This is a genomic window from Streptococcus sp. HMSC078D09 (assembly GCF_001813675.1).
Classification (GTDB): Bacteria; Bacillota; Bacilli; order Lactobacillales; family Streptococcaceae; genus Streptococcus.
On the sequence record NZ_KV813662.1, the window covers coordinates 18,759 to 44,449 of the forward strand.

At 43.4% G+C, this 25,691-nt stretch carries 32 protein-coding genes and 1 other annotated feature; of the genes, 26 read left to right on the forward strand and 6 right to left on the reverse strand.

What is annotated here, in order from left to right; translation table 11 throughout:
• The first annotated feature begins 182 nt into the window (after positions 1–182).
• From yhbY to HMPREF2926_RS02990, 8 genes are all read left to right on the forward strand, one after another.
• The gene (yhbY, locus tag HMPREF2926_RS02955) at positions 183–494 is read left to right on the forward strand and encodes a ribosome assembly RNA-binding protein YhbY (RefSeq protein ID WP_070586382.1); all 312 of its coding nucleotides are present in this window, start codon (positions 183–185) and stop codon (positions 492–494) included.
• Between the two features lie 21 nt (positions 495–515).
• A complete protein-coding gene (locus tag HMPREF2926_RS02960) occupies positions 516–1,148 on the forward strand; it encodes a nicotinate-nucleotide adenylyltransferase (RefSeq protein WP_070586383.1) in 633 nt (210 codons plus the stop codon).
• Positions 1,145–1,741 carry a bis(5'-nucleosyl)-tetraphosphatase (symmetrical) YqeK gene (gene yqeK, locus HMPREF2926_RS02965; RefSeq protein WP_049506414.1) on the forward strand — a complete coding sequence of 199 codons (597 nt, stop codon included), beginning with the start codon at positions 1,145–1,147 and terminating at the stop codon, positions 1,739–1,741. Before HMPREF2926_RS02960 ends, yqeK begins: the two co-directional genes overlap by 4 nt.
• Positions 1,742–2,242, forward strand: a complete 501-nt coding sequence (locus HMPREF2926_RS02970) for a cysteine hydrolase family protein (RefSeq protein ID WP_070586384.1) — start codon at positions 1,742–1,744, stop codon at positions 2,240–2,242.
• Between the two features lie 14 nt (positions 2,243–2,256).
• Positions 2,257–2,610 carry a ribosome silencing factor gene (gene rsfS, locus HMPREF2926_RS02975; protein WP_049474402.1) on the forward strand — a complete coding sequence of 118 codons (354 nt, stop codon included), beginning with the start codon at positions 2,257–2,259 and terminating at the stop codon, positions 2,608–2,610.
• 322 nt (positions 2,611–2,932) lie between these two features.
• Entirely contained in the window at positions 2,933–3,673 is a 741-nt protein-coding gene (locus tag HMPREF2926_RS02980) for a class I SAM-dependent DNA methyltransferase (RefSeq protein ID WP_305366795.1), read from the forward strand.
• Between the two features lie 6 nt (positions 3,674–3,679).
• A complete protein-coding gene (locus tag HMPREF2926_RS02985; RefSeq protein ID WP_070586386.1) occupies positions 3,680–4,777 on the forward strand; it encodes a nucleotidyltransferase in 1,098 nt (365 codons plus the stop codon).
• A gap of 120 nt (positions 4,778–4,897) precedes the next feature.
• Entirely contained in the window at positions 4,898–5,614 is a 717-nt protein-coding gene (locus HMPREF2926_RS02990; protein WP_003005873.1) for a YebC/PmpR family DNA-binding transcriptional regulator, read from the forward strand.
• A 52-nt stretch (positions 5,615–5,666) separates the two neighbouring features.
• Here the strand turns inward: HMPREF2926_RS02990 and HMPREF2926_RS02995 are convergent, their stop codons facing one another.
• Genes HMPREF2926_RS02995 through HMPREF2926_RS03010 form a run of 4 tightly spaced genes read right to left on the reverse strand, consistent with a single transcriptional unit; the run spans position 5,667 to position 8,434 of the window.
• Positions 5,667–5,993 carry a DUF5960 family protein gene (locus HMPREF2926_RS02995; protein ID WP_070586387.1) on the reverse strand — a complete coding sequence of 109 codons (327 nt, stop codon included), beginning with the start codon at positions 5,991–5,993 and terminating at the stop codon, positions 5,667–5,669.
• Positions 5,974–6,345, reverse strand: coding sequence for a hypothetical protein (locus HMPREF2926_RS03000; protein ID WP_070586388.1), 372 nt, complete (start codon positions 6,343–6,345; stop codon positions 5,974–5,976). The genes HMPREF2926_RS02995 and HMPREF2926_RS03000 overlap by 20 nt, the downstream gene beginning before the upstream one ends.
• Entirely contained in the window at positions 6,342–7,754 is a 1,413-nt protein-coding gene (locus HMPREF2926_RS03005) for a Y-family DNA polymerase (protein WP_070586389.1), read from the reverse strand. The genes HMPREF2926_RS03000 and HMPREF2926_RS03005 overlap by 4 nt, the downstream gene beginning before the upstream one ends.
• Positions 7,755–7,756: 2 nt before the next feature.
• Entirely contained in the window at positions 7,757–8,434 is a 678-nt protein-coding gene (locus tag HMPREF2926_RS03010; protein ID WP_070586390.1) for a helix-turn-helix domain-containing protein, read from the reverse strand.
• A gap of 159 nt (positions 8,435–8,593) precedes the next feature.
• Between HMPREF2926_RS03010 and asnA the strand changes: the two genes are divergently transcribed.
• The 14 genes from asnA (at position 8,594) to trpB (ending at position 21,185) form a co-directional block, all read left to right on the forward strand.
• Complete coding sequence (gene asnA / locus HMPREF2926_RS03015; RefSeq protein ID WP_003005888.1) at positions 8,594–9,586, forward strand: aspartate--ammonia ligase; 993 nt, start codon at positions 8,594–8,596, stop codon at positions 9,584–9,586.
• Between the two features lie 96 nt (positions 9,587–9,682).
• On the forward strand, positions 9,683–10,222 hold the full coding sequence (gene rsmD / locus HMPREF2926_RS03020) for a 16S rRNA (guanine(966)-N(2))-methyltransferase RsmD (RefSeq protein WP_037607783.1): 540 nt from the start codon (positions 9,683–9,685) through the stop codon (positions 10,220–10,222).
• Positions 10,212–10,700, forward strand: a complete 489-nt coding sequence (coaD, locus tag HMPREF2926_RS03025) for a pantetheine-phosphate adenylyltransferase (protein WP_070586391.1) — start codon at positions 10,212–10,214, stop codon at positions 10,698–10,700. Before rsmD ends, coaD begins: the two co-directional genes overlap by 11 nt.
• On the forward strand, positions 10,684–11,766 hold the full coding sequence (locus HMPREF2926_RS03030; RefSeq protein ID WP_031575886.1) for a SepM family pheromone-processing serine protease: 1,083 nt from the start codon (positions 10,684–10,686) through the stop codon (positions 11,764–11,766). The genes coaD and HMPREF2926_RS03030 overlap by 17 nt, the downstream gene beginning before the upstream one ends.
• 162 nt (positions 11,767–11,928) lie before the next feature.
• Positions 11,929–12,639 (forward strand): thiol-disulfide oxidoreductase-associated membrane protein CcdA2, encoded by a 711-nt coding sequence (ccdA2, locus tag HMPREF2926_RS03035; protein WP_070586392.1) that lies wholly within the window; start codon positions 11,929–11,931, stop codon positions 12,637–12,639.
• A 26-nt stretch (positions 12,640–12,665) separates the two neighbouring features.
• The gene (locus HMPREF2926_RS03040) at positions 12,666–12,989 is read left to right on the forward strand and encodes a hypothetical protein (protein WP_070586393.1); all 324 of its coding nucleotides are present in this window, start codon (positions 12,666–12,668) and stop codon (positions 12,987–12,989) included.
• Between the two features lie 56 nt (positions 12,990–13,045).
• A complete protein-coding gene (locus tag HMPREF2926_RS03045) occupies positions 13,046–13,606 on the forward strand; it encodes a redoxin family protein (RefSeq protein ID WP_070586586.1) in 561 nt (186 codons plus the stop codon).
• Positions 13,607–13,617: 11 nt separating this feature from the next.
• Positions 13,618–14,739 (forward strand): peptide-methionine (R)-S-oxide reductase MsrB, encoded by a 1,122-nt coding sequence (gene msrB, locus HMPREF2926_RS03050; protein WP_070586394.1) that lies wholly within the window; start codon positions 13,618–13,620, stop codon positions 14,737–14,739.
• 58 nt (positions 14,740–14,797) lie between these two features.
• Positions 14,798–15,532, forward strand: a complete 735-nt coding sequence (locus tag HMPREF2926_RS03055; RefSeq protein ID WP_070586395.1) for a response regulator transcription factor — start codon at positions 14,798–14,800, stop codon at positions 15,530–15,532.
• A complete protein-coding gene (locus HMPREF2926_RS03060; RefSeq protein ID WP_070586396.1) occupies positions 15,529–17,241 on the forward strand; it encodes a cache domain-containing sensor histidine kinase in 1,713 nt (570 codons plus the stop codon). Before HMPREF2926_RS03055 ends, HMPREF2926_RS03060 begins: the two co-directional genes overlap by 4 nt.
• Positions 17,242–17,388: 147 nt before the next feature.
• Positions 17,389–17,964 carry a YutD family protein gene (locus HMPREF2926_RS03065; protein ID WP_045759156.1) on the forward strand — a complete coding sequence of 192 codons (576 nt, stop codon included), beginning with the start codon at positions 17,389–17,391 and terminating at the stop codon, positions 17,962–17,964.
• Between the two features lie 6 nt (positions 17,965–17,970).
• Positions 17,971–19,059: a dual-specificity RNA methyltransferase RlmN gene (gene rlmN / locus HMPREF2926_RS03070; protein WP_003005918.1), complete on the forward strand. Its 1,089-nt coding sequence runs from the start codon at positions 17,971–17,973 to the stop codon at positions 19,057–19,059.
• A complete protein-coding gene (locus HMPREF2926_RS03075) occupies positions 19,046–19,573 on the forward strand; it encodes a VanZ family protein (RefSeq protein ID WP_070586397.1) in 528 nt (175 codons plus the stop codon). The genes rlmN and HMPREF2926_RS03075 overlap by 14 nt, the downstream gene beginning before the upstream one ends.
• Positions 19,574–19,635: 62 nt before the next feature.
• Positions 19,636–19,876, forward strand: a binding site (T-box leader).
• Between the two features lie 121 nt (positions 19,877–19,997).
• Entirely contained in the window at positions 19,998–21,185 is a 1,188-nt protein-coding gene (gene trpB / locus HMPREF2926_RS03080) for a tryptophan synthase subunit beta (RefSeq protein WP_070586398.1), read from the forward strand.
• A gap of 7 nt (positions 21,186–21,192) precedes the next feature.
• On the opposite strand, the gene HMPREF2926_RS03085 is transcribed toward trpB, so the two are convergent.
• Entirely contained in the window at positions 21,193–21,852 is a 660-nt protein-coding gene (locus tag HMPREF2926_RS03085) for a prepilin peptidase (protein WP_070586399.1), read from the reverse strand.
• Between the two features lie 87 nt (positions 21,853–21,939).
• Between HMPREF2926_RS03085 and HMPREF2926_RS03090 the strand changes: the two genes are divergently transcribed.
• Both HMPREF2926_RS03090 and HMPREF2926_RS03095 read left to right on the forward strand, forming a co-directional pair.
• Entirely contained in the window at positions 21,940–22,158 is a 219-nt protein-coding gene (locus tag HMPREF2926_RS03090; RefSeq protein ID WP_003017930.1) for a YqgQ family protein, read from the forward strand.
• Entirely contained in the window at positions 22,158–22,541 is a 384-nt protein-coding gene (locus HMPREF2926_RS03095) for a rhodanese-like domain-containing protein (protein ID WP_070586587.1), read from the forward strand. Before HMPREF2926_RS03090 ends, HMPREF2926_RS03095 begins: the two co-directional genes overlap by 1 nt.
• Positions 22,542–22,584: 43 nt before the next feature.
• Here the strand turns inward: HMPREF2926_RS03095 and HMPREF2926_RS03100 are convergent, their stop codons facing one another.
• A complete protein-coding gene (locus HMPREF2926_RS03100; RefSeq protein ID WP_070586400.1) occupies positions 22,585–23,310 on the reverse strand; it encodes a 16S rRNA pseudouridine(516) synthase in 726 nt (241 codons plus the stop codon).
• Between the two features lie 178 nt (positions 23,311–23,488).
• Here HMPREF2926_RS03100 and typA point away from each other — a divergent pair, with 178 nt between their 5' ends.
• Positions 23,489–25,336, forward strand: coding sequence for a translational GTPase TypA (gene typA / locus HMPREF2926_RS03105; RefSeq protein ID WP_070586401.1), 1,848 nt, complete (start codon positions 23,489–23,491; stop codon positions 25,334–25,336).
• Positions 25,337–25,359: 23 nt separating this feature from the next.
• Entirely contained in the window at positions 25,360–25,608 is a 249-nt protein-coding gene (locus tag HMPREF2926_RS03110) for a DUF3165 family protein (protein ID WP_004219693.1), read from the forward strand.
• Positions 25,609–25,691 lie beyond the last annotated feature (83 nt).

Consider the following 25,691-nt stretch of genomic DNA (forward strand, 5'->3'; position numbering starts at 1 on the left):
CTCATAAAGAGATCGTTATTGCCGTGGTGTAGTTGCCAATCGTGAGATTGGCAAGGGCAAAATGGAGACCAAGGCTCCATTTTGAGGTGAGGAAATCCATTTTTCAAAGATGAGATATTTGAAAAATTAGTTCCGGCCGTCCCCACCACTTAAAATAACGATCAAAAAAAGGAAGTAAAAATATGACATTAACATCTAAACAACGGGCTTTCCTCAACAGCCAAGCCCACAGCCTCAAACCCATTATCCAAATCGGGAAAAACGGGCTCAATGACCAAATCAAAACCAGTGTGCGCCAAGCGCTTGATGCGCGCGAATTGATCAAGGTGACCCTTCTTCAAAATACGGATGAGAATATCCATGAAGTAGCAGAAATCTTGGAAGAAGAAATTGGTGTGGATACGGTTCAAAAAATTGGACGCATTCTCATCTTGTTCAAACAATCAAGCAAAAAAGAAAATCGTAAAATTTCAGCGAAGGTAAAAGAAATTTAAGACATCGAGGAGAGCAAACCTATGGCAATTGAACTATTGACTCCCTTTACCAAGGTAGAGTTAGAGCCAGAGATCAAAGACAAGAAACGCAAACAAGTTGGTATTTTGGGGGGGAATTTCAATCCGGTCCACAATGCCCATTTGGTTGTTGCGGATCAAGTGCGCCAACAATTAGGGTTAGATAAGGTGCTCTTGATGCCTGAATATGAACCACCGCATGTCGATACCAAGGGGACGATTGCAGAGCACCATCGCCTTAAGATGCTGGAATTAGCCATTGAAGGCATTGAAGGTCTGGAGATCGAGACGATTGAACTCGAGCGGAAAGGGGTTTCCTATACCTACGACACCATGCTCTTGCTCAATGAACGGGATCCAGACACAGATTATTACTTCATCATTGGTGCAGATATGGTGGATTATTTACCAAAATGGCACCGCATCGATGAATTGGTGGAGATTGTGCAATTTGTCGGAGTACAGCGACCACGCTATAAGGCGGGGACTTCTTATCCGGTGATCTGGGTGGATGTTCCTCTAATGGACATCTCCTCTAGTATGGTGCGTGATTTTGTAGCCAAAGGCCGGACGCCGAATTTTATGTTGCCAAAACCAGTCTTGGACTACATCAAGAAAGAAGGATTGTATCAATGACCTATGAAAACTATCTAGGCTTTTCTCGTGAGGTCTTGCTTGAAAAAATGCGCCAAATCCTGCCAGAAAAGCGGCTTACTCACTGTTTAGGAGTTGAGAAGGCTGCGCGTGACTTGGCCAAACGCTATGGGGCTGATGAAGAGCAGGCTGGTCTAGCAGGTTTGTTACATGACTACGCCAAGAAATTATCAGATCAGGAATTTCTGGACTTGATCGATCGCTATGAGCTGGATCCAGCATTAAAAAACTGGGGCAACAATGTCTGGCATGGGATGGTCGGGATTTACAAGATCCAAGAAGACCTCGGACTGACAGATCCAGCCATTCTTCGCAGTATTGAGATCCACACCGTGGGGAGTGGACAGATGTCGACCTTAGACAAGATTGTCTATGTGGCTGATTACATTGAGCACAACCGGACCTTTCCAGGGGTAGATCAAGCACGTGATATCGCCCAAGTCTCTTTGGATCGTGCCGTGGCCTATGAGACGGCTCGCACGGTCGAACACCTAGCCCACCAAGGATTGCCCATTTATCCCCAAACCCTTGAAACCTATAACGCCTTTGTGAAGTATTTGAAAGAGGAGCAGTGAGTGAAGACAGCTTTTATCATTATTGATGTACAAAATATCCTAGTGGAAACAGGTTTTGAGACAGAAAAGCTCTTAGAGAAGATCGCTTATTTGCAAGATCAGGCTAGAAAACAGCAGATTGAAATCATCTACATGCAGCATATTGAAACGCCAGAGGCTTTAACTTCGGAAGATTGGCAATTATCTCCTCTGTTGAAAAGACAAGAGAATGAAAAGGTATTTCAGAAGCGATACAATAGCATATTTAAAGAGACAGGATTAAAAGAGTACTTGGATCAACAAGGGATTGAACAACTGGTCCTGTGTGGTATGCAGACAGAATATTGTGTCGATACATCCGTCAAAGTGGGATTTGAATACGGCTACAAGCTGGTCATTCCAGAAGGAGCTGTCACAACCTTTGATGGAGAGGATATTCCGGCAGAAACGCTTAATGAATTTTATGAAAATATTTGGGCAGAACGTTTTGCGGATGTCTTAGATTACAAATCAATTTTTTAAGGAAAGAGGATTACATGAAAGAAAAAGAACTACTTGAACTAGTTGTCAAAGCAGCAGATGAAAAGCGTGCGGAAGACATTGTCGCTTTGGATGTTCAAAGCTTGACCAGCGTGACAGACTACTTTGTCATCACAAGCTCTATGAACAGCCGCCAATTGGAGGCTATTGCTGAAAATATTCGCGAGAAGGTCATTGAAGCTGGTGGGAATGCCAGCCACGTCGAAGGTGATTCAGCTGGAGGTTGGGTCCTTCTTGACTTAGGTGGTGTAGTGGTCCATGTCTTCTCAGAAGAAATGCGTGCCCACTATAACCTAGAAAAGCTATGGCACGAAGCAAGTGCTGTCGATCTTTCAGCAGCCTTAGCATAAGCAGGTAAACTCAGTTGGTAGCAACTGAGTTTTGTTGGTTAAATTGAAATTCTATGGAAAGAAAGGATGGGGCCTCGTGTTTGGTTAATTTGATAATTGAACACGAGCTAAAAGCTGTGAGAAAAAGAGTAACTTCCTTTGTATCTGACGATACGGCAGAAAGTCTCCTATTTTCTCTATGCTTTTAAGGCTCTTTGTATCTTAGAAAGGATTTGAACCCGTCCTGTAATCCTCGGAAAATAGATAGCTCTCCTTGGAGCTTAGCTCCATCGTCGTGCTCCTAATTTTCTATCGGATTACGGGCGGACTTGGTATCATGAATATGGCGACTTATGAAACGTTTGCGGCGGTCTACGATGCGGTCATGGATGACAGTCTGTATGATTTGTGGACGGATTTTTCCCTCCGCCATCTCCCAAAAACAAAAGATAAGAAAAAATTACTGGAATTGGCTTGTGGGACAGGGATTCAATCTGTTCGCTTTTCTCAAGCTGGGTTTGATGTGACAGGATTAGACCTGAGTGCTGACATGCTGAAAATTGCTGAAAAAAGAGCGGCTTCAGCTAAGCAGAAGATTGATTTTATCGAGGGCAATATGCTGGACCTGTCGCAAGCAGGCACTTATGATTTCGTGACTTGCTACTCGGATTCTATCTGCTACATGAAGGACGAGGTGGAAGTAGGAGACGTCTTTAAAGAAGTCTACAATGCCCTTAATGAAGATGGGGTCTTTATCTTTGATGTCCATTCGACCTACCAGACAGATGAGGTTTTCCCAGGCTATTCCTACCACGAAAATGCCGAAGACTTTGCCATGCTCTGGGATACCTATGAGGATGCGGCACCTCACTCGATCGTCCATGAGCTGACCTTCTTTGTCCAAGAAGAGGATGGCAGCTTTAGTCGCCACGATGAAGTTCATGAGGAACGCACTTATGAAGTTTTAACCTATGACATCTTATTGGAGCAGGCTGGCTTTAAATCTTTCAAATTGTATGCAGATTTTGAAGACAAAGAGCCAACAAAGACCAGCAAACGTTGGTTTTTTGTAGCACAGAAGTAGGAAAACATGACAGTTACAGGTATTATTGCAGAATTTAATCCCTTTCACAATGGTCACAAGTACCTGCTCAAACAGGCAGAAGGGCTGAAGATTGTTGCCATGTCTGGGAATTTTGTTCAACGTGGCGAACCTGCCATTGTAGACAAGTGGATTCGCACGCAGATGGCTTTGGAAAATGGAGCGGACCTGGTGGTCGAGCTCCCCTTTCTCGTGGCTGTTCAGTCGGCTGACCATTTTGCCAAGGGAGCGGTAGAAATCTTATCTCGCCTAGGAATCAACCAATTGACTTTTGGGACAGAAGAGGTCTTAGATTACCAAGCAATTGCGACTGTTTATTCGGAGAAAGAAACGGAAATGGAAGGTTTCCTGCGAAGTCTTTCAGACGATTTATCCTATCCACAAAAGACCCAAAAAATGTGGGAAACCTTTGCTGGAGTGGAGTTCACAGGAGATACTCCCAATCATATCCTGGGTTTGGCCTATGCCAAGGCTTGTGCTGGGAAGGGAATTGCGCTCAAGCCTATTCAACGCCAGGGAGCAGGCTACCATTCAGAAGAAAAAGAAGTGGCCTATGCTTCTGCGACTAGTCTACGCCTACACAAGGAAGATCAGGACTTTGTCGCTAGATTCATGCCCAATAGTCAACTCTTTCAGTCAGCTCCACAGGTATCTTGGGAGAATTTTGACCAACTGCTCCGTTATCAAATCCTAACCCATCCAGATCTGACACAGATTTTTCAGGTCAATGAAGAACTGGTCAATCGGCTAAAGGATGTGGTTCGAAGTGCTAGTTCTGTGGAAGACATGGTGGAGAAAGTCGCAACCAAGCGCTATACTAAGGCGCGAGTGCGCCGCATCTTGACCTACATCTTGGTAGGGGCAACGGAACAAGCCCTTCCCGACGCCATTCATGTCTTAGGTTTTTCCGCAAAGGGACAAGCTCATCTCAAAGGCTTGAAAAAATCAGTAGAAATCGTGACCCGAATTGGTAAGGAACCTTGGGATGCTTTGACCCAACAAGCGGATCAGGTGTATCAACTAGGCCATCCCCAACTGCCAGAACAGATCTGGGGCCGGGTGCCAGTGAGGGTGGAAGATAAATAAAGGGTGAATAGTCGAGCAACTCCAATTGGAAGGATACGCAAAAAACTCTTCCAAGTCTTGTGATTTGTGATATAATATAAAAGATTGAAAATAATTTGAAAAAATTTAAGGAGAATCCTCATGGGACGTAAATGGGCCAATATTGTTGCCAAGAAAACTGCCAAAGATGGTGCCAACTCAAAAGTATATGCTAAATTTGGTGTGGAGATCTATGTAGCTGCTAAAAAGGGTGAACCAGATCCAGAACTAAATACTGCTTTGAGATTCGTTATTGACCGTGCTAAACAAGCGCAAGTGCCAAAACACGTGATTGATAAAGCGATCGATAAGGCAAAAGGAAACACTGACGAAACCTTTACAGAAGGACGTTACGAAGGATTTGGACCAAATGGTTCGATGTTGATCGTTGATACTTTGACTTCAAACGTTAACCGTACAGCTGCCAATGTCCGTGCTGCTTTTGGTAAAAACGGTGGGAACATGGGAGCTTCAGGTTCTGTATCTTACCTCTTTGACAACAAAGGTGTTATCGTCTTTGCTGGTGATGATGCCGATGCCATCTTTGAGCTTTTGCTTGAAGCAGATGTTGATGTAGATGATGTCGAAGCAGAAGAAGGAACAATCACTGTTTACACTGCACCAACTGATCTTCACAAAGCGATCGTTGCTTTGCGTGAATCAGGTGTCGAAGAATTCCAAGTAACAGAATTGGAAATGATTCCTCAATCAGAAGTTGAGTTGTCAGGTGAAGATTTGGAAACATTTGAAAAACTTTACAGCGTTCTTGAAGACGACGAGGACGTACAAAAAATCTACACAAACGTAGATGGATTCTAATCACTCGTAAGGACTGTAGTGAATTCCATAAATCAAGAAAAAGGATAGCTTCTCAGATCAAGCTATCCTTTTTCTCTGTCTGATGAGGATCTATCTTTTGTAAGTGATGTCCTGTATAAGCGTAAATACGGGTCAGGGGTGATTGGGAGAGTGTGGAAACCTTAAAATAGAAATAATGGTCTCGATGATCCCGACTTTTGGTGTGGTGAAGACGAAAGTAGTTTCGCTGGCCTGCTGCCATAGAGTGGAGAATATCGTCTTCTAAAAAGACGAGCGGCGTAGAAGTAGCGGCCCACTCGTAAAAGTCCGTCTCAAATTGGTGGTAATTCTCCGAAAAATAATCAAATTGTAATTCGTGTTTAGTCTGAATAGGTTTCATACGGTGTTTCCTCAGATTCAATAAAAATGATAGAGTCTACGAGGAGACGGTGGTAGTGGCCGTCGCTTTTGAGAAGAACCTCAGAAGCAGATAAGGTGTGAATCGAACCTGTGTAGGTTGCAAATTGATTCCCCTCTAGAGTCGTAATCGAGATCGTCGTTTGTTGTTGAAAGGCCTGCTCCAGCAGCTGGATCTGCTCGGCAAGTGGAAGAACCGTGAGCTGACTGCGGTCAATTTCTTTTGTATGCAGGGCGGTTGTGTGCTCGGATAAAAAGAAGCCAGCCCATTTGGCCATGCCACGATCTTGAAATTCGCGGGCGGATTGATAAGGGAGATAAGAACGGTCGATCATGTTAATCCATCTAAGCCTCCTGCGGAATGTCCGCCTGTTAGTTTACTACGTGCAATGGCGCGTGAGTTTTCTAGTAATGAGGAGCCTTTCTGAAGAGAGGTAAAGCCAAATTGATCCCGAATGCGGTCAATGGTCTGCTGAAGTTTCTCCTCTTTTTCCAGGGTTACTGGGTCATCAAAGAGAGAAAAGAGTTGAAGAGACTCTTCGACAAGTTCTCCATAAAAAACGCCGATCTGCCGAATGGCGCCTCCTTCGTACTTGGAGCGAAAGAGCCGCAGAACCGTATCGGATAAAACCTTGGTGGATTGGGTAGGCTCAATCTTTTGCTGGCAGTGAATGGACGGAAGTCCCTCGATTTTGGAGTAGGAGGCATGAATGGAGACCAGTTGGGTCTTCTTTTTTTTCCGTCGCAAGCGAATAGCCACCTGTTCAGCCATCTCCCGAAACACCAGTTCAATGTCGGCTTGTAGATGGTAGTCAAAGGGCAAGATTTGAGAGTTACCAATGCCTCGTGATTTCGGACGATAAGGCTTGTGGACATTGCTTTCATCAATACCATGAGCATGGAACCAAAGTTGCAGACCCATGACTCCGAATTCTTTCTTTAAGAGATCTGGGTGAGCTTGAGCCAGTTCGGCAATAGACGTGATCCCGATCTTTTGCAATCGCTTTTCAGTACGACGTCCAATGCCCCAAAAATCAGTAAGCTGGGGCAGTTTCCAGACCTTGCTTTCTACATCTTCATAAGACCAATTGGAGCGCATATTTCGGCAATGCTTGGCTTCATTGTCCAAGGCTAGCTTGGCAAGAAGGGGATTGGCATTGCTGAGGCCGATGGTAGAGTAGATTCCAGTTTCCTGCCAGATCCTTTTTTGGATCCTGGCAGAAAGGAGATCCAGTTTCTCCTTTCGAGAGAGGGAGGAATCTGGAATAAAATAATTTAAAGAAGAAGTCAGATCGATAAAGCCTTCGTCAATCGAGTAAGGGAAAATATCATCTGGTGCCGCAAATTCCTGAAAGACTTTTTGAATCTCCATATTGACCTGAATGTAGGCATTCATCCGTGGTGGCACAATCAGGGTCCTCTTAGCCCAGGATTCAATGGATGCAATAAAGACTGGATCTGTGGGCAATCCTTGCTTTTTAGCGGCGTAGCTATTAAATTTTCTGGTTTTGAGGTCAAAAGGTAGGTCGTAGCTACGGCTGACATTTTTCTTGCCGAAGACTTGTTTGAAAACGGGAGAGCTCGCCAAAATCAGGCCGGCTGAATTGTCGCTCCGACTCATGACGCAAAGGGAAGTCGTCAAGGGGTTGAGCCCCAGACGGACACATTCACAGCTAGCATAAAAACTTTTCATATCCACAAAAGCAATATCAGAATGAGGCTCACGTGAATAATCAAATAGCATATTTAAACCTCGAGTGGAAGAAAATGCCCGACTACAATGCCGACGATTTTGGGCTCGTCTTCATAGGGAGCAAATAAATCGTCGTAATCAGGGTTGATGGATTCTAAGCGCAAGCCCTCCGCTTCCCGATAGACTTTCTTGATGTAGGTTTTTCCATTCCAGATGAGGGCGTAGACAGCCCCATCATAGTCAAAGCCAGTCTGCTTCATGAGGGCAACAGAGCCATTGGGATAAAGAGGTTCCATCGAATCTCCGGATACCCAAGAAGCGAAATCGTGCTGGATCTCTTGATCAAAATAGACAGTTTCATAGTCCGTTTCGTTGTCATAAAAGGTGTGTCCTAAACCGGCTGCTAGTTCAATCGAAAGAACCTTATAAGCAGTCAAGGAAACAACTTTTTGCTGCTGTTCCAATAACTGGCTGGCCAACTGGTCGACTTTCTTTTGATGAGGTGGGGTTAATAAAGGGTAGGTGTAGAGTGCGGAGTCTTTGTTAATAAAGTAGTCCTCTTTAACGGAGAGGCGCTTGGCCAACCTCCTGAGATTTTTTTCGTGTGGCTCCGATAAGCCATTCTCCCAACTGGAGTAAGTCTTGCGAGAAATCTTGAGATCCTCGTAGACATCTGCTTGGGTCAAGCCTTTTTCCAGGCGTCTTTCTTTTAGTTTTTTTGCATCAAACATGTCGCTTCTCCTATGTAACGTTTTAAAAGTTACGTATAGTTTATCAAAAATGAATCCTTTTTGCAAGAGAAAAATTCAGTTGAAAACGAATGAAAAGACTTGATTTTGATTGAAAAAAGAGTATAATCATTTCTAAAATGTCTATAAATGAGGAACTATATGAAAAAAAGTTTTATCCACCAACAAAAAGAAATTTCGTTTGTTAAAACGACGTTTACGCAGTATTTAAAAGATAAATTGGACATCATTGAAGTCCAAGGACCGATTTTGAGCAAGGTCGGAGACGGGATGCAGGATAACCTTTCTGGGATTGAACATCCGGTATCTGTAAAGGTCCTTCAAATTCCTGATGAGACTTATGAAGTCGTGCATTCACTTGCAAAATGGAAACGCCATACCTTGGCACGTTTTGGTTTTGGCGAAGGAGAAGGTCTCTTTGTCCATATGAAGGCTCTTCGTCCAGATGAAGATTCGCTAGATGCCATCCACTCTGTTTATGTAGACCAATGGGACTGGGAAAAAGTCATCCCAAATGGTCAACGCAACATCGCCTACCTCAAGGAAACGGTTGAAAAAATCTACAAGGCGATTCGTTTAACAGAACTAGCAGTAGAGGCGCGCTATGATATTGAGTCAGTTCTTCCAAAACAAATTACCTTCGTTCACACAGAAGAATTGGTGGAACGCTACCCAGATTTAACTCCAAAAGAGCGTGAAAATGCCATTGCCAAAGAATTCGGAGCCGTTTTCTTGATCGGGATTGGTGGAGAGCTTGCAGATGGCAAACCACACGATGGACGTGCCCCTGACTATGATGACTGGACAACTGAGTCTGAAAATGGCTACAAGGGCTTGAATGGTGATATCCTCGTCTGGAATGACGTTCTAGGTTCAGCCTTTGAGTTGTCTTCAATGGGGATCCGTGTCGATGAAGATACGCTTCGCCGTCAAGTTGCGATTACAGGGGACGAGGATCGTCTCCAATTAGAGTGGCACAAGGCCTTGTTAAATGGTCTCTTCCCACTCACGATTGGTGGAGGGATTGGACAATCTCGTTTGGCTATGTTCTTACTTCGTAAGAAACATATCGGTGAAGTCCAAACCAGTGTCTGGCCTCAATCTGTCCGCGATGAATATGAAAATATCCTATAAGGAAAGAAAGAGTCGAGCAGAGTGCTCGGCTCTTTTAATTGTCGCTTGACCATATCAAATCGCAATTTTCTGATTTTTTTTGGTATAATGGTCCCTATGAAAATAGTATCTGGAACCTATGGGGGACGCCCCCTCAAAACACTTGAAGGAAAAACAACCAGGCCGACTTCTGATAAGGTCAGAGGGGCCATGTTCAATATGATTGGTCCTTACTTTGATGGTGGAAGAGTGCTGGATCTCTATGCTGGAAGCGGTGGGCTCTCTATCGAAGCAGTTTCTCGAGGCATGTCAGAGGCTGTTCTAGTAGAAAGAGATCGTAGAGCGCAGGAGATTGTAGCAGCCAATATTGCCATGACCAAGGAAAAGGAACGATTTCAACTGCTAAAAATGGAGGCCAAGCAAGCCTTGGGGCTTCTAACGGGTACCTTTGATTTGGTGTTTTTGGATCCTCCTTATGCCAAGGAAGAGATTGTCCGCGACATCGAAACCTTGTGCGAGCGTCAACTCTTGTCAGAGGACATCATGATTGTGTGTGAAACCGATAAACACGTAGAACTTCCTGAGGAAATCGGACAAGTGGGAATCTGGAAAGAAAAAATCTATGGAATTAGTAAGGTAACAGTATATGTCAGATAGAAATGGATTGTTTACAGGATCGTTTGATCCGATTACCATTGGGCATGTGCAATTGATCGAGCGAGCTAGTCGCTTGTTTGACCGTGTCTATGTCGGAATTTTTTATAATCCGGAAAAAGTCGGACTCTTTTCCATTGAGCAGCGCGTGCGCATGGTGGAAGGGGCCTTGGCTCATTTGAAAAATGTTGAAATTGTGACGTCAACTCAAGAATTGGCTGTGACAGTGGCGCGCAATCTTGGCGTGGTGACCTTGATCCGGGGCTTGCGCAATGCACAGGATCTGGTATACGAAGCCAATATGGATTATTTTAATCACCAGTTGGCGCCTGAATTGGAGACTATTTATCTCTATGCCCAGCCTCCTTACCAGGCCATTAGTTCAACGCGTATTCGAGAGTTGCTGGCTTTTCAGCAGGATATCTCACCTTATGTCCCAGAGAGTGTAATGGAGGAAATCAAAGATGACACAAGCGAATAAACCAAGCTTGACCCCTAAAAAGAAAAAAGGCCGATTGAAAGAATACCGATGGCCGATTGCAGGCGTTCTCTTCTTGCTCCTCTTGCTAGCTGCTTTTGTGATTCGCCTTCCCTATTATATTGAAATGCCAGGAACGGCAGAAGACATTCGATCCGTCATGACAGTCGATGGAAAAATGGATACCAAATCAGGATCTTATGACTTTGTAACCGTAGCAGTGAAAGAAGCGACCCCGGCTGATTTGATCTATGCTTGGGCGACCCCTTTTACAGATATCTACTCTGCCAAGGATATGACAGGCGGTAGTTCGAGCCAAGAATTTACGCGGATTAACCAATTCTATATGGAAACCTCGCAAAATATGGCCATCTACCAAGGGTTAAAGACAGCTGGAAAAGAAACCCAGATGGACTTTCTTGGTGTTTATGTCATGCAGGTAGCAGATGACTCGACCTTTAAGGGAATCTTGAACATTGCGGATACCGTCACCGGTGTGAATGGCAAGACCTTTAAGAGTTCCAAAGAATTGATTGACTATGTCGGTTCTCAAAAAATTGGCGATCCCGTTTCAGTGACCTATATTGAGGATGGACAAACCAAGACCGCAGACGGAAAAATCATCAAATTGTCCAACGGGAAAAACGGAATCGGGATTAGCCTGATCGACCGGACTGAAGCCAAAGGCGATGTTCCTGTCCAGTTTGCGACTCAAGGAATTGGTGGACCAAGTGCCGGTATGATGTTTAGCCTAGCCATCTACACTCAAGTGGCTGATCCAGATCTTCGTCAGGGACGCCATATTGCAGGGACAGGAACTATTAACCAAGATGGAACGGTTGGTGATATCGGTGGGATTGACAAGAAAGTCGTCGCAGCCGATAAAGAAGGAGCAGAAATTTTCTTTGCCCCTAATAACCCTGTTTCCAAAGAAGAAAAGAAAGCCAATCCCAAGGCCAAATCAAACTATGAAACAGCTAAAGAAGCAGCGAAACAAATTCATTCGAAGATGAAAATTGTCCCCGTCAAGACCCTTCAAGACGCTATTGATTATTTGAAGAAGAAGTAGAAGTATCTTGCTAGATCAGTCTCGTACTTGAAAGTACGAGGTAGAGTTGGCAGATAGGAAGATTCACCTTCTAATCAAATTCAAGTTTTTGCTTATCAATCTCTCTATTTTTAGAGGGATTTTTTCTTTATACTGGTATCAGAAAGAAAGGGAGGTAGTGAAATGATTCAAACCAGTTTGTTTTCCATTTCAGTATTCTTAGCGGGAGTTCTATCCTTTTTCTCCCCATGTATTTTGCCACTGATGCCAGTCTATGTAGGGATTCTATTGGATTCTGAACGTGTGAAAACTGTTCGGATTTTTGGAAGAGATATTTCTTGGTATGGCTTGGTGAAAACTCTTTGTTTTATCGCAGGTCTATCAACTGTTTTCCTGATTCTAGGATACGGTGCAGGGGCCCTTGGGCAGGTGCTTTATGCTCCATGGTTTCGCTATCTGCTAGGAGGGATTGTGATCTTATTAGGGATTCACCAAATGGAAGTGATCAATCTGAGACAACTCCAAAAACAAAAGACCATCCAACTCAAAAAGAATCGGGAGCGCAATGAATTCTTCAATGCTTTTCTGATAGGGGTTACCTTCAGTTTTGGTTGGACCCCTTGTGTCGGACCAGTTTTGAGTTCTGTTCTAGCCATTGCCGCTTCTGGAGGAGATGGTGCTTTACAAGGTGCCTTCCTGATGCTGGTCTATACATTAGGGTTGGCGCTACCCTTCTTAGTCTTGGCCTTGGCTTCTAGCTGGGTTCTACAACATTTTGCTAAACTCAAGCCCCACATGGGAACCTTGAAAAAAATTGGTGGTGCCCTCATCATCTTGATGGGTATCTTGCTGATGCTTGGAAATCTTAATAGCCTCGCATCTTTGTTTCACTAATCTTAAAGGATTAAAGGAGAAAAATCATGAAAAAAATTCTTACACTAACCATTGCTACGCTTAGCCTCGTTACTTTAGCAGCTTGTTCTGGTCAAAAATCGGATTCAGATATGAAAAAAACGGACGATAGTAGTATGATGAAGAAGGACGATATGAAGAAGGATGATATGAAGGATTCATCCATGTCCGATGATAAAATGAAAAAAGAAGACATGAAAGATTCATCTATGATGTCTGACAGCAGTTCTGAAATGAAGGACGATATGAAAAAAGATGAGATGAAATCTAGCGATTCAGAAATGAAAGACGAAAAGAGTGGATCATCGGATATGAAATCAGACAAGGAATAAAAGAAGGGAGAGGTCATCTGAGGATGACTTTCTCCTTGTTTAAAGAGGTGATAATGATGAAAAAATTAGCTTTAGTAGCTGTAGGAATCTTGTGTACTGGACTTTTGGGGGCTTGTTCGAGTAAAGGAATGGCTACTTCCAATAAGGATATGGGCCAACAAACAGCCAAAGCTGGGGATAGGCAAACATCTGGCAAGAAAGTGAAGGAGTTTAGCCTGCAAGGAGTGGATGGCAAGACCTACCGCTTGTCTGATTACAAGGGAAAGAAAGTTTACCTCAAATTTTGGGCTTCCTGGTGCTCTATTTGCTTATCGACATTAGAGGATACCAATGAGTTAGCAAAAGAAGAGGCAGGTAAGGATTATGTGGTCTTATCCGTTGTAGCTCCAACTTTTAATGGCGAAAAATCAGCAGCAGATTTCAAAAACTGGTACCAGTCTTTGGATTACAAGGATTTCCCAGTCTTGCTGGATAGTAAAGGGGAGCTGCTAAAAGAGTATGGGATTCGGTCTTATCCATCGGCACTCTTTATCAATAGTGATGGGACTTTAGCAAAGAGTCATATTGGCTATATGAATAAAGAGGATATCCTCAAGACCCTAGAGAACATGCAGTAAGGAGATAGACAATGGAAACAAAGTGGAAAGTGTTTGCTATCCTTCTCATTGGCTTATTATCTATTGGTTTCTTTTTCTTTAGTAAGGGATCAAACGGAATGGATCAATCAGAAACAAGCACTGAGATGATTAAAAAAGCATCGATGAGTCAGACTCCAATAGCCAAAAAGGAAACAAAGGAAACGGTTGATCCAAAGGATCAGCGCGAAATTTATTTGGCTGGTGGTTGCTTCTGGGGTGTAGAGGAATATTTCTCCCGTGTTCCAGGTGTGATCGATGCTGTATCAGGCTACGCTAATGGAAAGGGAGAAACAACCAAGTATGAATTGGTCCCTCAAACAGGCCATGCTGAAACAGTTCATATCACTTACAATGTCAAGCAGGTATCTCTGAAAGAATTGCTCCTGCATTATTTCCGGATTATCGACCCAACGTCGAAGAATCGACAAGGAAATGATCAAGGAACTCAATACCGAACAGGTGTCTATTATGTCTCCCAAGAAGACCTTCCAACTATTAACCAAGTCTTTGAAGAGGTAGCAAAAAAATACGACAAACCGTTAGCGGTGGAAAAAGAGCCACTGACTAATTTCATCAAGGCTGAGGACTACCACCAGGATTATCTAAAGAAACATCCGAATGGGTACTGCCATATCGATGTCAATCAGGCTTCTTATCCTGTTATTGATGCTAGTCGCTACTCTAAGCCAAGCGATGAGGAAATCAAAAAGAAGTTATCTCCTGAAGAGTATGCGGTGACACAAAAAAATGATACCGAACGGGCCTTCTCCAATCGTTACTGGGATCAGTTTGATGCCGGTATTTATGTAGATGTCGTGACCGGTGAGCCGCTCTTTTCCTCTAAGGATAAATTTGATTCTGGTTGTGGTTGGCCGAGTTTCAGTCGTCCTATTAGTCCTGATGTGGCAATCTATAAGGAGGATAAGAGTTTCAATATGACGCGGACAGAAGTTCGGAGCCGTGTGGGAAATTCTCATCTGGGCCATGTTTTTACCGATGGTCCCAAGGAAAAAGGCGGTCTTCGCTATTGCATCAATAGTTTGTCTATTACCTTCATTCCCAAAGCAGAAATGAAAGAAAAGGGCTACGGTTATTTATTGGACTATGTCTGAGACAATTCAGCCCATAATTTGCTATAATAAGTATAGCAAAAACAAGTAGGTGAAAGACATGTATGCGATCATGATTGTGGAAGATGAAGAGCTTATCCGGCAGGGTCTGACTTCCTTAGTGGACTATGAACAGTTTGGAATGACTGTCATCAACCAGGCAGAAAATGGACGTGAGGCCTGGGAGAAGTTTCAAGAGCAACCAGCTGATATCCTTCTAACCGATATCAATATGCCACAAATGAATGGCTTGGATCTAGCCCATCTCGTCAAAGAGCAGTCTCCGTCTTGTCATATCATTTTTTTGACCGGTTATGATGACTTTGAGTTTGCGAGAAAAGCCATTAAGTTAGGTGCAGATGATTATTTGCTGAAGCCTTTTTCAAAAGATGATATTGAAGAGATGTTAGCAAAGGTGAAAAGAAAACTCGATCAAGAGCGAAAGAAGGCGCAAGTCGAAGATTTGGTCAGTCATGGTTATTCGACAGACTTAGAAGAAGCTATTCATGCTCGTTTGGCAGATTCCCAGTTAACCCTAAAGGATCTGGCCTATCAACTTGGTTTCAGTGCCTCTTATCTAAGTGTATTGATCAAGAAAAAATTGGGACTCCCCTTCCAAGACTACCTCATCCAAGAGCGAATGAAGAAGGCTCAACTCTTGCTTCTCACGACGGATTTAAAGATTTATGAGATCGCCGATCAGGTGGGTTTTGAAGATATGAACTATTTTTCTCAACGCTTTAAGCAGGTTGTTGGGGTGACACCAAGGCAGTACAAAAAAGGAGAGCATGAATGAAACGATATCCCTTGCTGATCCAGCTGGTCCTCTACTTTTTTCTCTTCATTCTCTTGCTGTTTGGTCTTATCGGTAGCCTCTATTATCAAACGAGTTCAGGGACGATCCGCCAGCAAACAGAGCGGACGACAAGAAATAGTATCGATCAAAGCAGTCAGTTTATCACCTCCTATCTAAAAAAATTAAAGCAGACCACAACAGTGCTTAGCAAGGAACAGGCTGTTCGCCAATTTGCCCAAGATAGGAGTGCGGATCAAGAAACGGTTCAGCACTTGATGCGAACGATGATTGAAACGGATCCGGACCTGGTCTCAGCAGTCCTGGTGACTAAGGACGGACGTCTGGTAGCGACAGATACCAAAATCAGCATGCAGACTTCTTCAGATATGATGAATGAAAGTTGGTATCAAGAGGCGATTAAGGAAAGAGCCATGCCGGTCTTGACGCCAGCTCGAAAGGAATCCTTGACCTCGGAAAAAGAAAAATGGGTGGTTTCTATTACCCAAGAAGTGGTCGATCAGACTGGCCAAAATCTCGGAGTAGTACGCTTGGATATTGGCTACGATAGCCTTCAGGCTTACTTGGATCACCTTCAACTAGGGAAACAAGGCTTTAGTTTTATCATCAATCAAAAGCATGAGTTTGTCTACCATCCTAAAAAGGCGGTCTATTCCTCCAGCCAAGAAATGCAGGCCATGCAGCCCTATATTGCTGTGAAAGATGGCTATGCTAAAGGTGGGCAAAATTTTATCTATCAGGTTCCGATTCCAGATAGTGATTGGACCTTGATTGGAGTGGCTTCACTTGAAGGACTTCAGATGCTTCAGTCGCAGCTCCTGTACTCTTTCATTGGACTAGGATTGCTAGCTTTGATTATGTGTTTAATAGGGATTGGCTTTGTTCTGCGTTTGTGGATCAAACCCTTACGAGACCTTCAGACTATCATTTTGAGGATTGGAGCAGGAGATGCTCACGTGAGAGCTGCAGCCAAAGGATCTCCAGAATTGGTGGACCTCGCTCAAGCTTTTAATGCCATGTTGGACCAAATCGATAACCTCATGCAACAGGTCAAGGAAGAGGAGCAGAACGCACGGCGTTACGAGTTGCGGGCACTTTCGGCTCAGATTAATCCGCATTTCCTCTACAATACCTTGGATACGATTGTCTGGATGGCGGAGTTTAATGATAGTCGGCGCGTGGTCGACATCACTAAGTCTCTGGCTCAATATTTTCGACTGGCTCTCAACCAAGGCCAGGAACAAATCCTACTGAGAGATGAAATCGACCATGTCCGCCAGTATCTTTTCATTCAAAAACAACGTTATGGTGAAAAGCTCAACTATGAAATTCTAGAAGATGAACGGTTGGGCGACTATCAGCTTCCAAAATTAGTGCTTCAGCCCTTAGTGGAAAATGCGATTTACCATGGCATTAAAGAGATCGATCGGCCAGGTCTCATTCGAGTGACAACTGAAGTCAGTGGAGACTACGCCTGCGTATCGATTTTTGACAATGGACAAGGCTTTGACCGATCAGGATCAACAGACCAAACCCTTCTTCGTTTAGGAGGTGTTGGCTTGAAAAATGTGGACCAACGATTGCATCTTCAATTTGGCGAAGCCTATCATATGGAGATTGATTCTAAGGCCAATAGCTATACCAAAATTACTCTATTTTTACCCCTTTCATCATCTGATGAACATGTATAGAGACAAAGATTGCCTTCTTTGTCTCTTTTTCCTTTTAGAAACTTTCAATGTTGAATTTCAACTCTTTTCTAGTCAAATCTGACGCAAGTCATCAAATTTATGATAAAATAAAGTGTTACAGTAAATAGATTTTGATGAAGGAACACTATGCGAAAAGAGATTGACCCTGAATTATATAATTACAATAAATTTCCTGGACCTGTCTTTCATCAGGTAGGAGACCAAATCCGTTCAGAAAACCTCTCCTTTGAGCTCTTGAAAAATGAGAAGGAAGCTTTTGATGCGACTGTTTTTGGTCAGCGATTTTCTGAGATTTTAACCAAGTTTGATTACATTGTTGGTGATTGGAGCAATGAGCAGTTGCGCTTGCGTGGCTTCTATAAGGAAGAGCGCGATGTTGCAACGATGGATAAACTAAGTCGCTTAGACGATTATCTGTTAGAATATTGTAGCTATGGTTGTGCTTATTTTGTCCTTGAAAATAAGGAGCCTCATCGTGCTTCCTTTGATAAGAAATCACCGGTCAAAAAAGCTCAATCAGAAGAAAGAGAGCCTAAGAAGCGTTCGCGCAATCGCAAACAAAAAGATCGTTTCCAAAAACGAGAACGCGACAAGGGACAACCAGCCAAAAACTCGAAAAAAACAAGACCGTCTGCTGAGACTAAAAAAACAACGAAGACAGACAACAAACGTCATTTTGTGATTCGACAAAAAGAGGAGTAAGAAAGAATGAAACCATCCATTTATAGTTTAACACGCCAAGATATGATTGATTGGGCGGAAGAAAACGGCGAAAAGAAATTCCGTGCAGCACAAATCTGGGAATGGCTCTATCGCAAACGCGTCCAGTCTTTCGAAGAAATGACCAACCTTTCTAAGGACTTAATTGCGAAGTTAAATGATCAATTTGTCGTCAACCCACTTAAGCAACGGATCGTGCAAGAGTCAGCAGATGGAACGGTCAAGTACCTCTTTGAATTGCCAGATGGTATGTTGATTGAAACCGTCTTGATGCGTCAGCACTATGGATTATCTGTCTGTGTAACGACTCAGGTCGGATGCAATATCGGTTGTACCTTCTGTGCTTCAGGTTTGATCAAAAAACAACGAGATTTGAACAATGGAGAAATCGTGTCTCAAATCATGTTGGTTCAAAAATACTTTGACGAACGTGGCCAAGATGAACGGGTCAGCCATATCGTTGTCATGGGGATTGGAGAACCATTTGACAACTATAACAATGTCTTGAAATTTATCCGGACGGTCAACGATGACAAGGGATTAGCGATTGGTGCTCGTCATATTACCGTGTCTACTTCTGGTTTGGCTCATAAAATTCGTGACTTTGCAAATGAAGGTGTGCAGGTCAATTTGGCAGTGTCTCTTCATGCACCAAACAATGACTTGCGCTCTAGCATCATGAAGATCAACCGAGCTTTCCCAATTGAAAAATTGTTTGCAGCGATTGAATACTATATTGAGACTACGAACCGTCGGGTGACCTTTGAGTATATCATGCTCAATGAAGTCAATGATGGGGTCGAACAAGCCTTAGAATTGGCAGAATTGCTCAAGAATATCAAAAAATTGTCTTATGTTAACTTGATTCCTTATAATCCTGTCAGTGAGCATGACCAATATAGCCGAAGTCCAAAAGAACGGGTCATGGCCTTCTATGATACCTTGAAAAAACAAGGTGTTAACTGTGTAGTGCGTCAAGAGCACGGTACAGATATTGATGCTGCCTGTGGCCAATTGCGTTCAAATACCATGAAACGGGACCGGGAGAAAGCGATTGTTGAACATGCGCAACCTTAAACAAGGGCTGATGGATCATACAGAACTAACAAAAAGAGGAAGAAGGCTGTTACGGAGTGGCAGCTTCTTCTATTTTATCCTCTTGTGTTTGATGTGTTTTTTGCCCCAACAGCCAGAGCCAGGTATGGAAACACCGGGTATTCAACATTTCGGTCGTATCGTCGTCCTGCTGGTTCCTCTTAATTCGGTGATGAACCTTGGTCAGATCACCAGTGTCCTCCAACTCATTAAGGTCATTCTCCAAAACATAGCCAATATCTTTTTGTTAAGCCCGCTGGTCTTTCAACTCCTCTGGCTATGGCCCTGGTTGAGGAGCCGCAAACGGGTCTTGTGCTTCGGCTTTGCCATGAGCTTGTGGATTGAATGCAGCCAAGTTCTGTTAGATCTCTTGTTTGATGCCAATCGTGTCTTTGAGCTAGATGATTTGTGGACCAATACCTTAGGCGCTTATCTGGCTTATCTAGGCTTTCAGTATTGCAGAGCACGATTGCTAGCAAAAAATGGGGAAATGTAAAATCCGAACATTTTAACCACTTTTTAAAATTTTTGTTGACAAAGTCAGAAGCGGGAGCTATAATAACTTCAAGACATCAGAAAAGTAGAGATTTTTCTCACTTCCAGGGAGCTTGTGGTGATTGCGAACAAGCAGTGGTGAATCTTGAAATGGGCTGATGCGTTTATGATGATGAATTTGAAACAATAAAAATTCGGTGAGCACACCTTATCGTGCACCCTGTTGTTAGACAGGTCAGAGATGTAGGAGAAAGAATATCTTCCTACAATTGAGGTGGCACCGCGGTATCGAATCGTCCTCACACAGATTTTTCTGTGTGAGGTTTTTTGTATCTCAAAGGAACCCAGTGAGACTGCAGCTCAAAGGGCCCGCGAGAGAAAAAGATCATAAACAGGATTGAAGATATAGAAAAGAGGACACAATCATGACAGAAACAAAAGGCTATTTCGGACAATTTGGTGGATCTTTCGTACCAGAACCCATTCAAAACTTGCTCAATCAATTAGAGGAAACCTTTGAACAGTATAAAAATGACCCAGAATTTATCGCAGAATACAAACATTATTTGAAAGACTATTCTGGACGCGAAACACCGCTCTACTTTGCAGAAAGTTTGACAGAGCATTTAGGTGGGGCAAAAATTTATTTGAAGCGCGAAGACTTGAATCACCTAGGTTCGCATAAATTAAATAACGTCTTGGGGCAAATCCTCTTGGCTAAACGCATGGGCAAAACGCGCGTGATTGCTGAAACAGGAGCCGGTCAACACGGTGTAGCTACAGCAGCTGCGGCAGCTAAGTTTGGCATGGCCTGTGATGTCTACATGGGGGCAGAAGATGTGGAACGCCAACGCTTGAATGTCTTTCGCATGGAAATGATGGGGGCAACCGTTCATGCGGTTGAAACCGGGACTAAGACCTTGAAAGACGCCGTTGATGCTGCGTTTGGAGCATGGATGGCTGATCTGGATGCCTTTTACGTTTTGGGTTCTGCTGTTGGCCCTCACCCTTACCCAACCATTGTGCATGAATTCCAAAAGGTGATCAGTGAAGAATCTAAACGTCAAATCTTGGAAAAAGAAGGCCGTTTGCCGGATTATGTGATTGCCTGTGTCGGTGGTGGCTCTAATGCCATCGGTGCCTTTTCTGAGTATGTTGCAGAAGGGGAAGTCGGCTTGATTGGGGTAGAAGCAGCTGGTCATGGCTTGGACACCGATCAACACGCAGCGACTATGACCAAAGGGACTATCGGTGTGGTTGATGGTATGAAGACCTATGCAGTCTTTGGCGAAGATGGAAAAGTAGCGCCGGTGTACTCGATCTCTGCTGGTTTGGACTACCCAGGGGTTGGTCCAGAGCATGCTTTCTTTAAAGATTCTGGTCGTGTCGAATATGTGGCTGCAACGGATGACGAAGCAGTAGAAGCTCTTCTTCTTCTCAGTAAGACAGAAGGAATCCTCCCAGCCATTGAAAGCTCACACGCGATTGCAGAAGCGGTCAGACGTGCTCCACAATTGGATAAAGACAAGATCATCATCATCAATGTTTCAGGACGTGGGGATAAGGATGTGGCTGCCATCGCCGATTATCTAGAAGCGAAGGCTGCAAAATAAAAAGAATTTATCTGCAAAATATCGTATAAAGCAGTAAAGCGTGATAACTGAGAAAGAGACAGGGAACAAAGGGAATCCGGTCTCTTTCTTTTTTGAGAGCAAAGACGAGAATACCTAAGATGGATGCGATCTGAATGAGAATGAGGATCTTGGTAAAAGAAAAGCTGAGCGAAAAGGTGGCGAGTAAGAGAAAATCTCCTGCTCCCATTCCGATAAAGAAAAAGTGAGCTCCGATCGCAAGGAGTAAAAAGACCAGCATGAGGAGATTACCACCGGATAAAAAGAGGACCAGGGAATGGAGACAGCACCAGATGAATAAAGGGTATTCCATAAAGCGAAGGTCATAGATGGCTAAAACGGCAGCTCCCAGTAGTGTTAGAAGTTGAGGCAGGGAAAGAAAACCATTGGCGCAGGCTAAAAAGAGCAGGCCACTCCAGACCTCAAAAAGGCAGTACCAAAATGGGTAGGTCTGATGACAATAGCGGCAGCGAAAGCGATGCAGGAGTTGTGAGAGAATGGGGATGAGATCCCAAACGCCAAGGACGTGCTGGCAGTGATCGCAATGACTGCGAGGAGCGAGAATAGATTGGTTTGGGAAACGGTCGACAACTAGTCCCAAAAAAGAGGCGATGCAAGTACCGATGGTAAAAAAATAAAAGTTGATCATACTTATTTATTCGTAAAGCAATCGGAAAATTTCATCATTTGCTTGAAAATCTTGTAAAGCCTTTCTAAATTTGATACAATAATGAACATGAAAAACCTGTATGATGTTCAACAATTTTTAAAACGTTTTGGAATCATCATTTATGTGGGGAAGCGCCTCTATGACATCGAATTGATGAAAATTGAGCTTCAACGTCTTTATGATGCAGGCCTGATGGAACGGCTCGATTATTTAGAAGCCGATACCGTTTTAAGAAGAGAACACAAGCAAGAATTAGAATTTTTGAAAAAGAGTGAGGTAGAATGATGGGAAATATCATTGTTTGGTTGGCTATTTTAGGAGCATTTGGATGGATGGCGTTTAATTATTTCCGCATCCGTAAAGCTGCTAAATTTGTGGATAATGCCACTTTTGAAGAGCTGATTCGTAAAGGGCAGTTGATTGACTTGCGAGAGCCAGCTGAGTTTCATGCCAAGCATATTTTAGGAGCACGCAACATTCCTTCTACTCAGTTGAAGTTGAGTCTTGCAGCCTTGCGTAAAGATAAACCAATTTTGCTCTATGAAAATAGCCGTAGTTCTCGAGTAACCAATGCGGCTCTCTTTCTCAAGAAAAAAGGTTATACAGACATTTATGTCTTGTCTTATGGTCTTGATTCTTGGAATGGGAAAGTGAAAAAAGACGCTTAATAAAAAGAGCTCTAACTGCAGCAAATGTGTGGTTAGAGCTTTTTTATCTTGTTTTTTCAAGGAAATCTTTGACCCATGTGAGCTCTACCTCATTCAAAGGCCGGCTTTCGCCAGGTGCTAACTGAGGATCCAAGGTGAAGGGACCAAAAGACAAGCGTTTTAAGGTCATTACTTTGACTCCGATGGCCAAAAACATCTTTTTCACTTGGTGGTATTTTCCTTCTGAGATTCGGACCTGGGCCTTGCTGTAGCTGGGGGTACTTTCTAGAATGGTCAAGGAGGCAGGCTTACAGATAGGGCCGTCCGTGAATGAAATCCCATTCTGAAATTGCTCGATGTGGGCTGCATAAAGCGGGCCATTGACTTCTACCTCATAGACCTTCTCCACATGGTATTGAGGATGGAGCAGTTGAAAGCCTAAGGGACCATTATCTGTGAGGAGGAGCAAACCACTGGTATCGCGATCGAGGCGACCAAGCGGATAGAGATCTGGGTACTCTTGCTGAGGGTCCACTAGATCGATCACCGTTGGATGGTGGCCGTCTCTTTTAGCGGTCACAGCCCCGATTGGTTTATGGAGCATGTAGTAGTGGTGACGCGGTTCTTGAATGATTCGTTCCCCGATTTGAATCTGTTGGAGTCCAGGGTCGATGTTTTGGGATAGCTTTTGAGCTGGTAGGTGATCGACCAAGATTTGCCTTCGGGCCAGAAGTTGTTTGATGTCTTTGCGAGTGTACTGATGGTTTGCCATCAATTGATCTAATCTCATGGAAGCCTCTTTTTCTGAAATTCTTATCATCAGTGTATCATGAAAAGAAAAGGAAATCGAGTCGGAGAAAAGAAATGAGGATGAAAACATTTACAACTAGCTGAACTGTGTTTTTTAGATAGGACTGTGGTATAATTGTTCAGTTAGAAATATTATTTAAAATTTTATAGAGGAAATCATGACAAAATTAAGAGAAGATATTCGTAACGTTGCGATCATTGCCCACGTTGACCATGGTAAAACAACCTTGGTAGACGAATTGTTGAAACAATCGCACACCTTGGATGAACGTAAAGAATTGCAAGAACGTGCAATGGACTCAAACGATCTTGAAAAAGAACGTGGGATCACGATCCTTGCTAAAAATACAGCCGTTGCTTATAACGGAACTCGAATCAATATCATGGACACACCAGGACACGCGGACTTTGGTGGAGAAGTGGAACGGATCATGAAAATGGTCGATGGGGTTGTACTGGTCGTAGATGCCTACGAAGGAACCATGCCTCAGACGCGTTTCGTATTGAAAAAAGCCTTGGAACAAGATCTTGTTCCGATCGTTGTTGTCAATAAAATCGATAAACCATCTGCTCGTCCAGAAGAAGTTGTAGACGAAGTTCTTGAACTGTTCATCGAATTAGGTGCGGATGATGACCAATTGGAATTCCCAGTTGTTTATGCATCAGCGATCAACGGAACCTCTTCACTTTCAGATGATCCAGCTGATCAAGAGCACACAATGGCACCGATCTTTGATACCATCATTGATCACATCCCAGCTCCAGTTGATAACTCAGATGAGCCTCTTCAATTCCAAGTATCCCTGCTTGATTACAACGACTTCGTTGGACGTATCGGTATCGGACGTGTCTTCCGTGGTACTGTAAAAGTTGGGGACCAAGTAACCCTTTCTAAATTGGATGGAACGACTAAGAACTTCCGTGTTACCAAACTCTTTGGTTTCTTTGGTTTAGAACGTCGTGAAATTCAAGAGGCTAAAGCGGGTGACTTGATTGCTATCTCTGGTATGGAAGATATCTTCGTTGGAGAAACCATCACACCGACAGACACAGTTGAAGCTCTTCCAATCCTTCACATCGATGAGCCAACGCTTCAAATGACCTTCTTGGTCAACAACTCACCATTTGCTGGTCGCGAAGGGAAATGGGTAACCTCACGTAAAGTCGAAGAACGCTTGCAAGCGGAATTGCAAACAGACGTCTCTCTTCGTGTTGACCCAACTGACTCACCTGATAAATGGACAGTTTCAGGACGTGGGGAATTGCACTTGTCTATCTTGATCGAAACCATGCGTCGTGAAGGATACGAATTGCAAGTATCTCGTCCAGAAGTTATTATCAAGGAAATTGATGGTGTCCAATGTGAACCATTTGAGCGCGTGCAAATCGACACACCAGAAGAATACCAAGGATCTGTTATCCAAAGCCTTTCTGAACGTAAGGGTGAAATGTTGGATATGATCTCAACTGGTAACGGTCAAACTCGTTTGGTCTTCCTTGTTCCAGCGCGTGGTTTGATTGGATACTCAACAGAGTTCTTGTCAATGACACGTGGTTACGGAATCATGAACCACACCTTTGATCAATACTTGCCAGTGATTCCAGGAGAAATCGGTGGACGTCACCGTGGTGCTCTTGTTTCAATCGATAACGGAAAAGCAACCACTTACTCTATTATGTCTATCGAAGAACGTGGTACGATCTTTGTCAATCCAGGTACAGAAGTTTACGAAGGAATGATCATTGGTGAAAACTCTCGTGAGAACGACTTGACCGTAAACATTACGAAAGCAAAACAAATGACCAACGTTCGTTCCGCTACTAAGGACCAAACAGCGGTTATCAAGACTCCTCGTATCTTGACCTTGGAAGAATCTCTTGAGTTCTTGAACGACGATGAGTACATGGAAGTAACACCGGAATCTATCCGTTTGCGGAAACAAATCTTGAACAAAGCAGAACGCGAAAAAGCAAATAAAAAGAAAAAATCAGCAGCTGCTGAATAATATGGAGAGAAAGGAGAAACAAAATGGTCTATTTTATCTTAGGGATTTTGATTCTCCTTTTTTACCTTTTTATGACCCCCAAAAGTATTCGTGGTACCTTAAACAGTGTCACAATGGTAGTCTTGATCGTCTCCATTATCGTACTGACTTGTCTGGCCATTTTTCAGATATTCCAACTACCGTCTGAGTTTTTTGTCGGTGCCTTTCTCGCCTTTGTTGGCTACCTGGCTTTGGTGGATATTTCCAAAATGACGACCAAACAGAAAAAATAAACGCTGACGTGATTTTTAAAGCCCTTTGGGCTTTTTAATTTTGCTAAAAAAAGGTAAAATAGAGAGTGATAAAAATGGAGCGA

Bases quoted from the DNA above. Each gene is read 5' to 3' on its own strand.
- yhbY (WP_070586382.1), top strand. From the start codon at position 183: ATGACATTAACATCTAAACAACGGGCTTTCCTCAACAGCCAAGCCCAC.
- HMPREF2926_RS02960 (WP_070586383.1), top strand. From the start codon at position 516: ATGGCAATTGAACTATTGACTCCCTTTACCAAGGTAGAGTTAGAGCCA.
- yqeK (WP_049506414.1), top strand. From the start codon at position 1,145: ATGACCTATGAAAACTATCTAGGCTTTTCTCGTGAGGTCTTGCTTGAA.
- rsfS (WP_049474402.1), top strand. From the start codon at position 2,257: ATGAAAGAAAAAGAACTACTTGAACTAGTTGTCAAAGCAGCAGATGAA.
- HMPREF2926_RS02980 (WP_305366795.1), top strand. From the start codon at position 2,933: ATGGCGACTTATGAAACGTTTGCGGCGGTCTACGATGCGGTCATGGAT.
- HMPREF2926_RS02985 (WP_070586386.1), top strand. From the start codon at position 3,680: ATGACAGTTACAGGTATTATTGCAGAATTTAATCCCTTTCACAATGGT.
- HMPREF2926_RS02990 (WP_003005873.1), top strand. From the start codon at position 4,898: ATGGGACGTAAATGGGCCAATATTGTTGCCAAGAAAACTGCCAAAGAT.
- HMPREF2926_RS02995 (WP_070586387.1), bottom strand. From the start codon at position 5,993: ATGAAACCTATTCAGACTAAACACGAATTACAATTTGATTATTTTTCG.
- HMPREF2926_RS03000 (WP_070586388.1), bottom strand. From the start codon at position 6,345: ATGATCGACCGTTCTTATCTCCCTTATCAATCCGCCCGCGAATTTCAA.
- HMPREF2926_RS03005 (WP_070586389.1), bottom strand. From the start codon at position 7,754: ATGCTATTTGATTATTCACGTGAGCCTCATTCTGATATTGCTTTTGTG.
- HMPREF2926_RS03010 (WP_070586390.1), bottom strand. From the start codon at position 8,434: ATGTTTGATGCAAAAAAACTAAAAGAAAGACGCCTGGAAAAAGGCTTG.
- asnA (WP_003005888.1), top strand. From the start codon at position 8,594: ATGAAAAAAAGTTTTATCCACCAACAAAAAGAAATTTCGTTTGTTAAA.
- rsmD (WP_037607783.1), top strand. From the start codon at position 9,683: ATGAAAATAGTATCTGGAACCTATGGGGGACGCCCCCTCAAAACACTT.
- coaD (WP_070586391.1), top strand. From the start codon at position 10,212: ATGTCAGATAGAAATGGATTGTTTACAGGATCGTTTGATCCGATTACC.
- HMPREF2926_RS03030 (WP_031575886.1), top strand. From the start codon at position 10,684: ATGACACAAGCGAATAAACCAAGCTTGACCCCTAAAAAGAAAAAAGGC.
- ccdA2 (WP_070586392.1), top strand. From the start codon at position 11,929: ATGATTCAAACCAGTTTGTTTTCCATTTCAGTATTCTTAGCGGGAGTT.
- HMPREF2926_RS03040 (WP_070586393.1), top strand. From the start codon at position 12,666: ATGAAAAAAATTCTTACACTAACCATTGCTACGCTTAGCCTCGTTACT.
- HMPREF2926_RS03045 (WP_070586586.1), top strand. From the start codon at position 13,046: ATGAAAAAATTAGCTTTAGTAGCTGTAGGAATCTTGTGTACTGGACTT.
- msrB (WP_070586394.1), top strand. From the start codon at position 13,618: ATGGAAACAAAGTGGAAAGTGTTTGCTATCCTTCTCATTGGCTTATTA.
- HMPREF2926_RS03055 (WP_070586395.1), top strand. From the start codon at position 14,798: ATGTATGCGATCATGATTGTGGAAGATGAAGAGCTTATCCGGCAGGGT.
- HMPREF2926_RS03060 (WP_070586396.1), top strand. From the start codon at position 15,529: ATGAAACGATATCCCTTGCTGATCCAGCTGGTCCTCTACTTTTTTCTC.
- HMPREF2926_RS03065 (WP_045759156.1), top strand. From the start codon at position 17,389: ATGCGAAAAGAGATTGACCCTGAATTATATAATTACAATAAATTTCCT.
- rlmN (WP_003005918.1), top strand. From the start codon at position 17,971: ATGAAACCATCCATTTATAGTTTAACACGCCAAGATATGATTGATTGG.
- HMPREF2926_RS03075 (WP_070586397.1), top strand. From the start codon at position 19,046: ATGCGCAACCTTAAACAAGGGCTGATGGATCATACAGAACTAACAAAA.
- trpB (WP_070586398.1), top strand. From the start codon at position 19,998: ATGACAGAAACAAAAGGCTATTTCGGACAATTTGGTGGATCTTTCGTA.
- HMPREF2926_RS03085 (WP_070586399.1), bottom strand. From the start codon at position 21,852: ATGATCAACTTTTATTTTTTTACCATCGGTACTTGCATCGCCTCTTTT.
- HMPREF2926_RS03090 (WP_003017930.1), top strand. From the start codon at position 21,940: ATGAAAAACCTGTATGATGTTCAACAATTTTTAAAACGTTTTGGAATC.
- HMPREF2926_RS03095 (WP_070586587.1), top strand. From the start codon at position 22,158: ATGGGAAATATCATTGTTTGGTTGGCTATTTTAGGAGCATTTGGATGG.
- HMPREF2926_RS03100 (WP_070586400.1), bottom strand. From the start codon at position 23,310: ATGAGATTAGATCAATTGATGGCAAACCATCAGTACACTCGCAAAGAC.
- typA (WP_070586401.1), top strand. From the start codon at position 23,489: ATGACAAAATTAAGAGAAGATATTCGTAACGTTGCGATCATTGCCCAC.
- HMPREF2926_RS03110 (WP_004219693.1), top strand. From the start codon at position 25,360: ATGGTCTATTTTATCTTAGGGATTTTGATTCTCCTTTTTTACCTTTTT.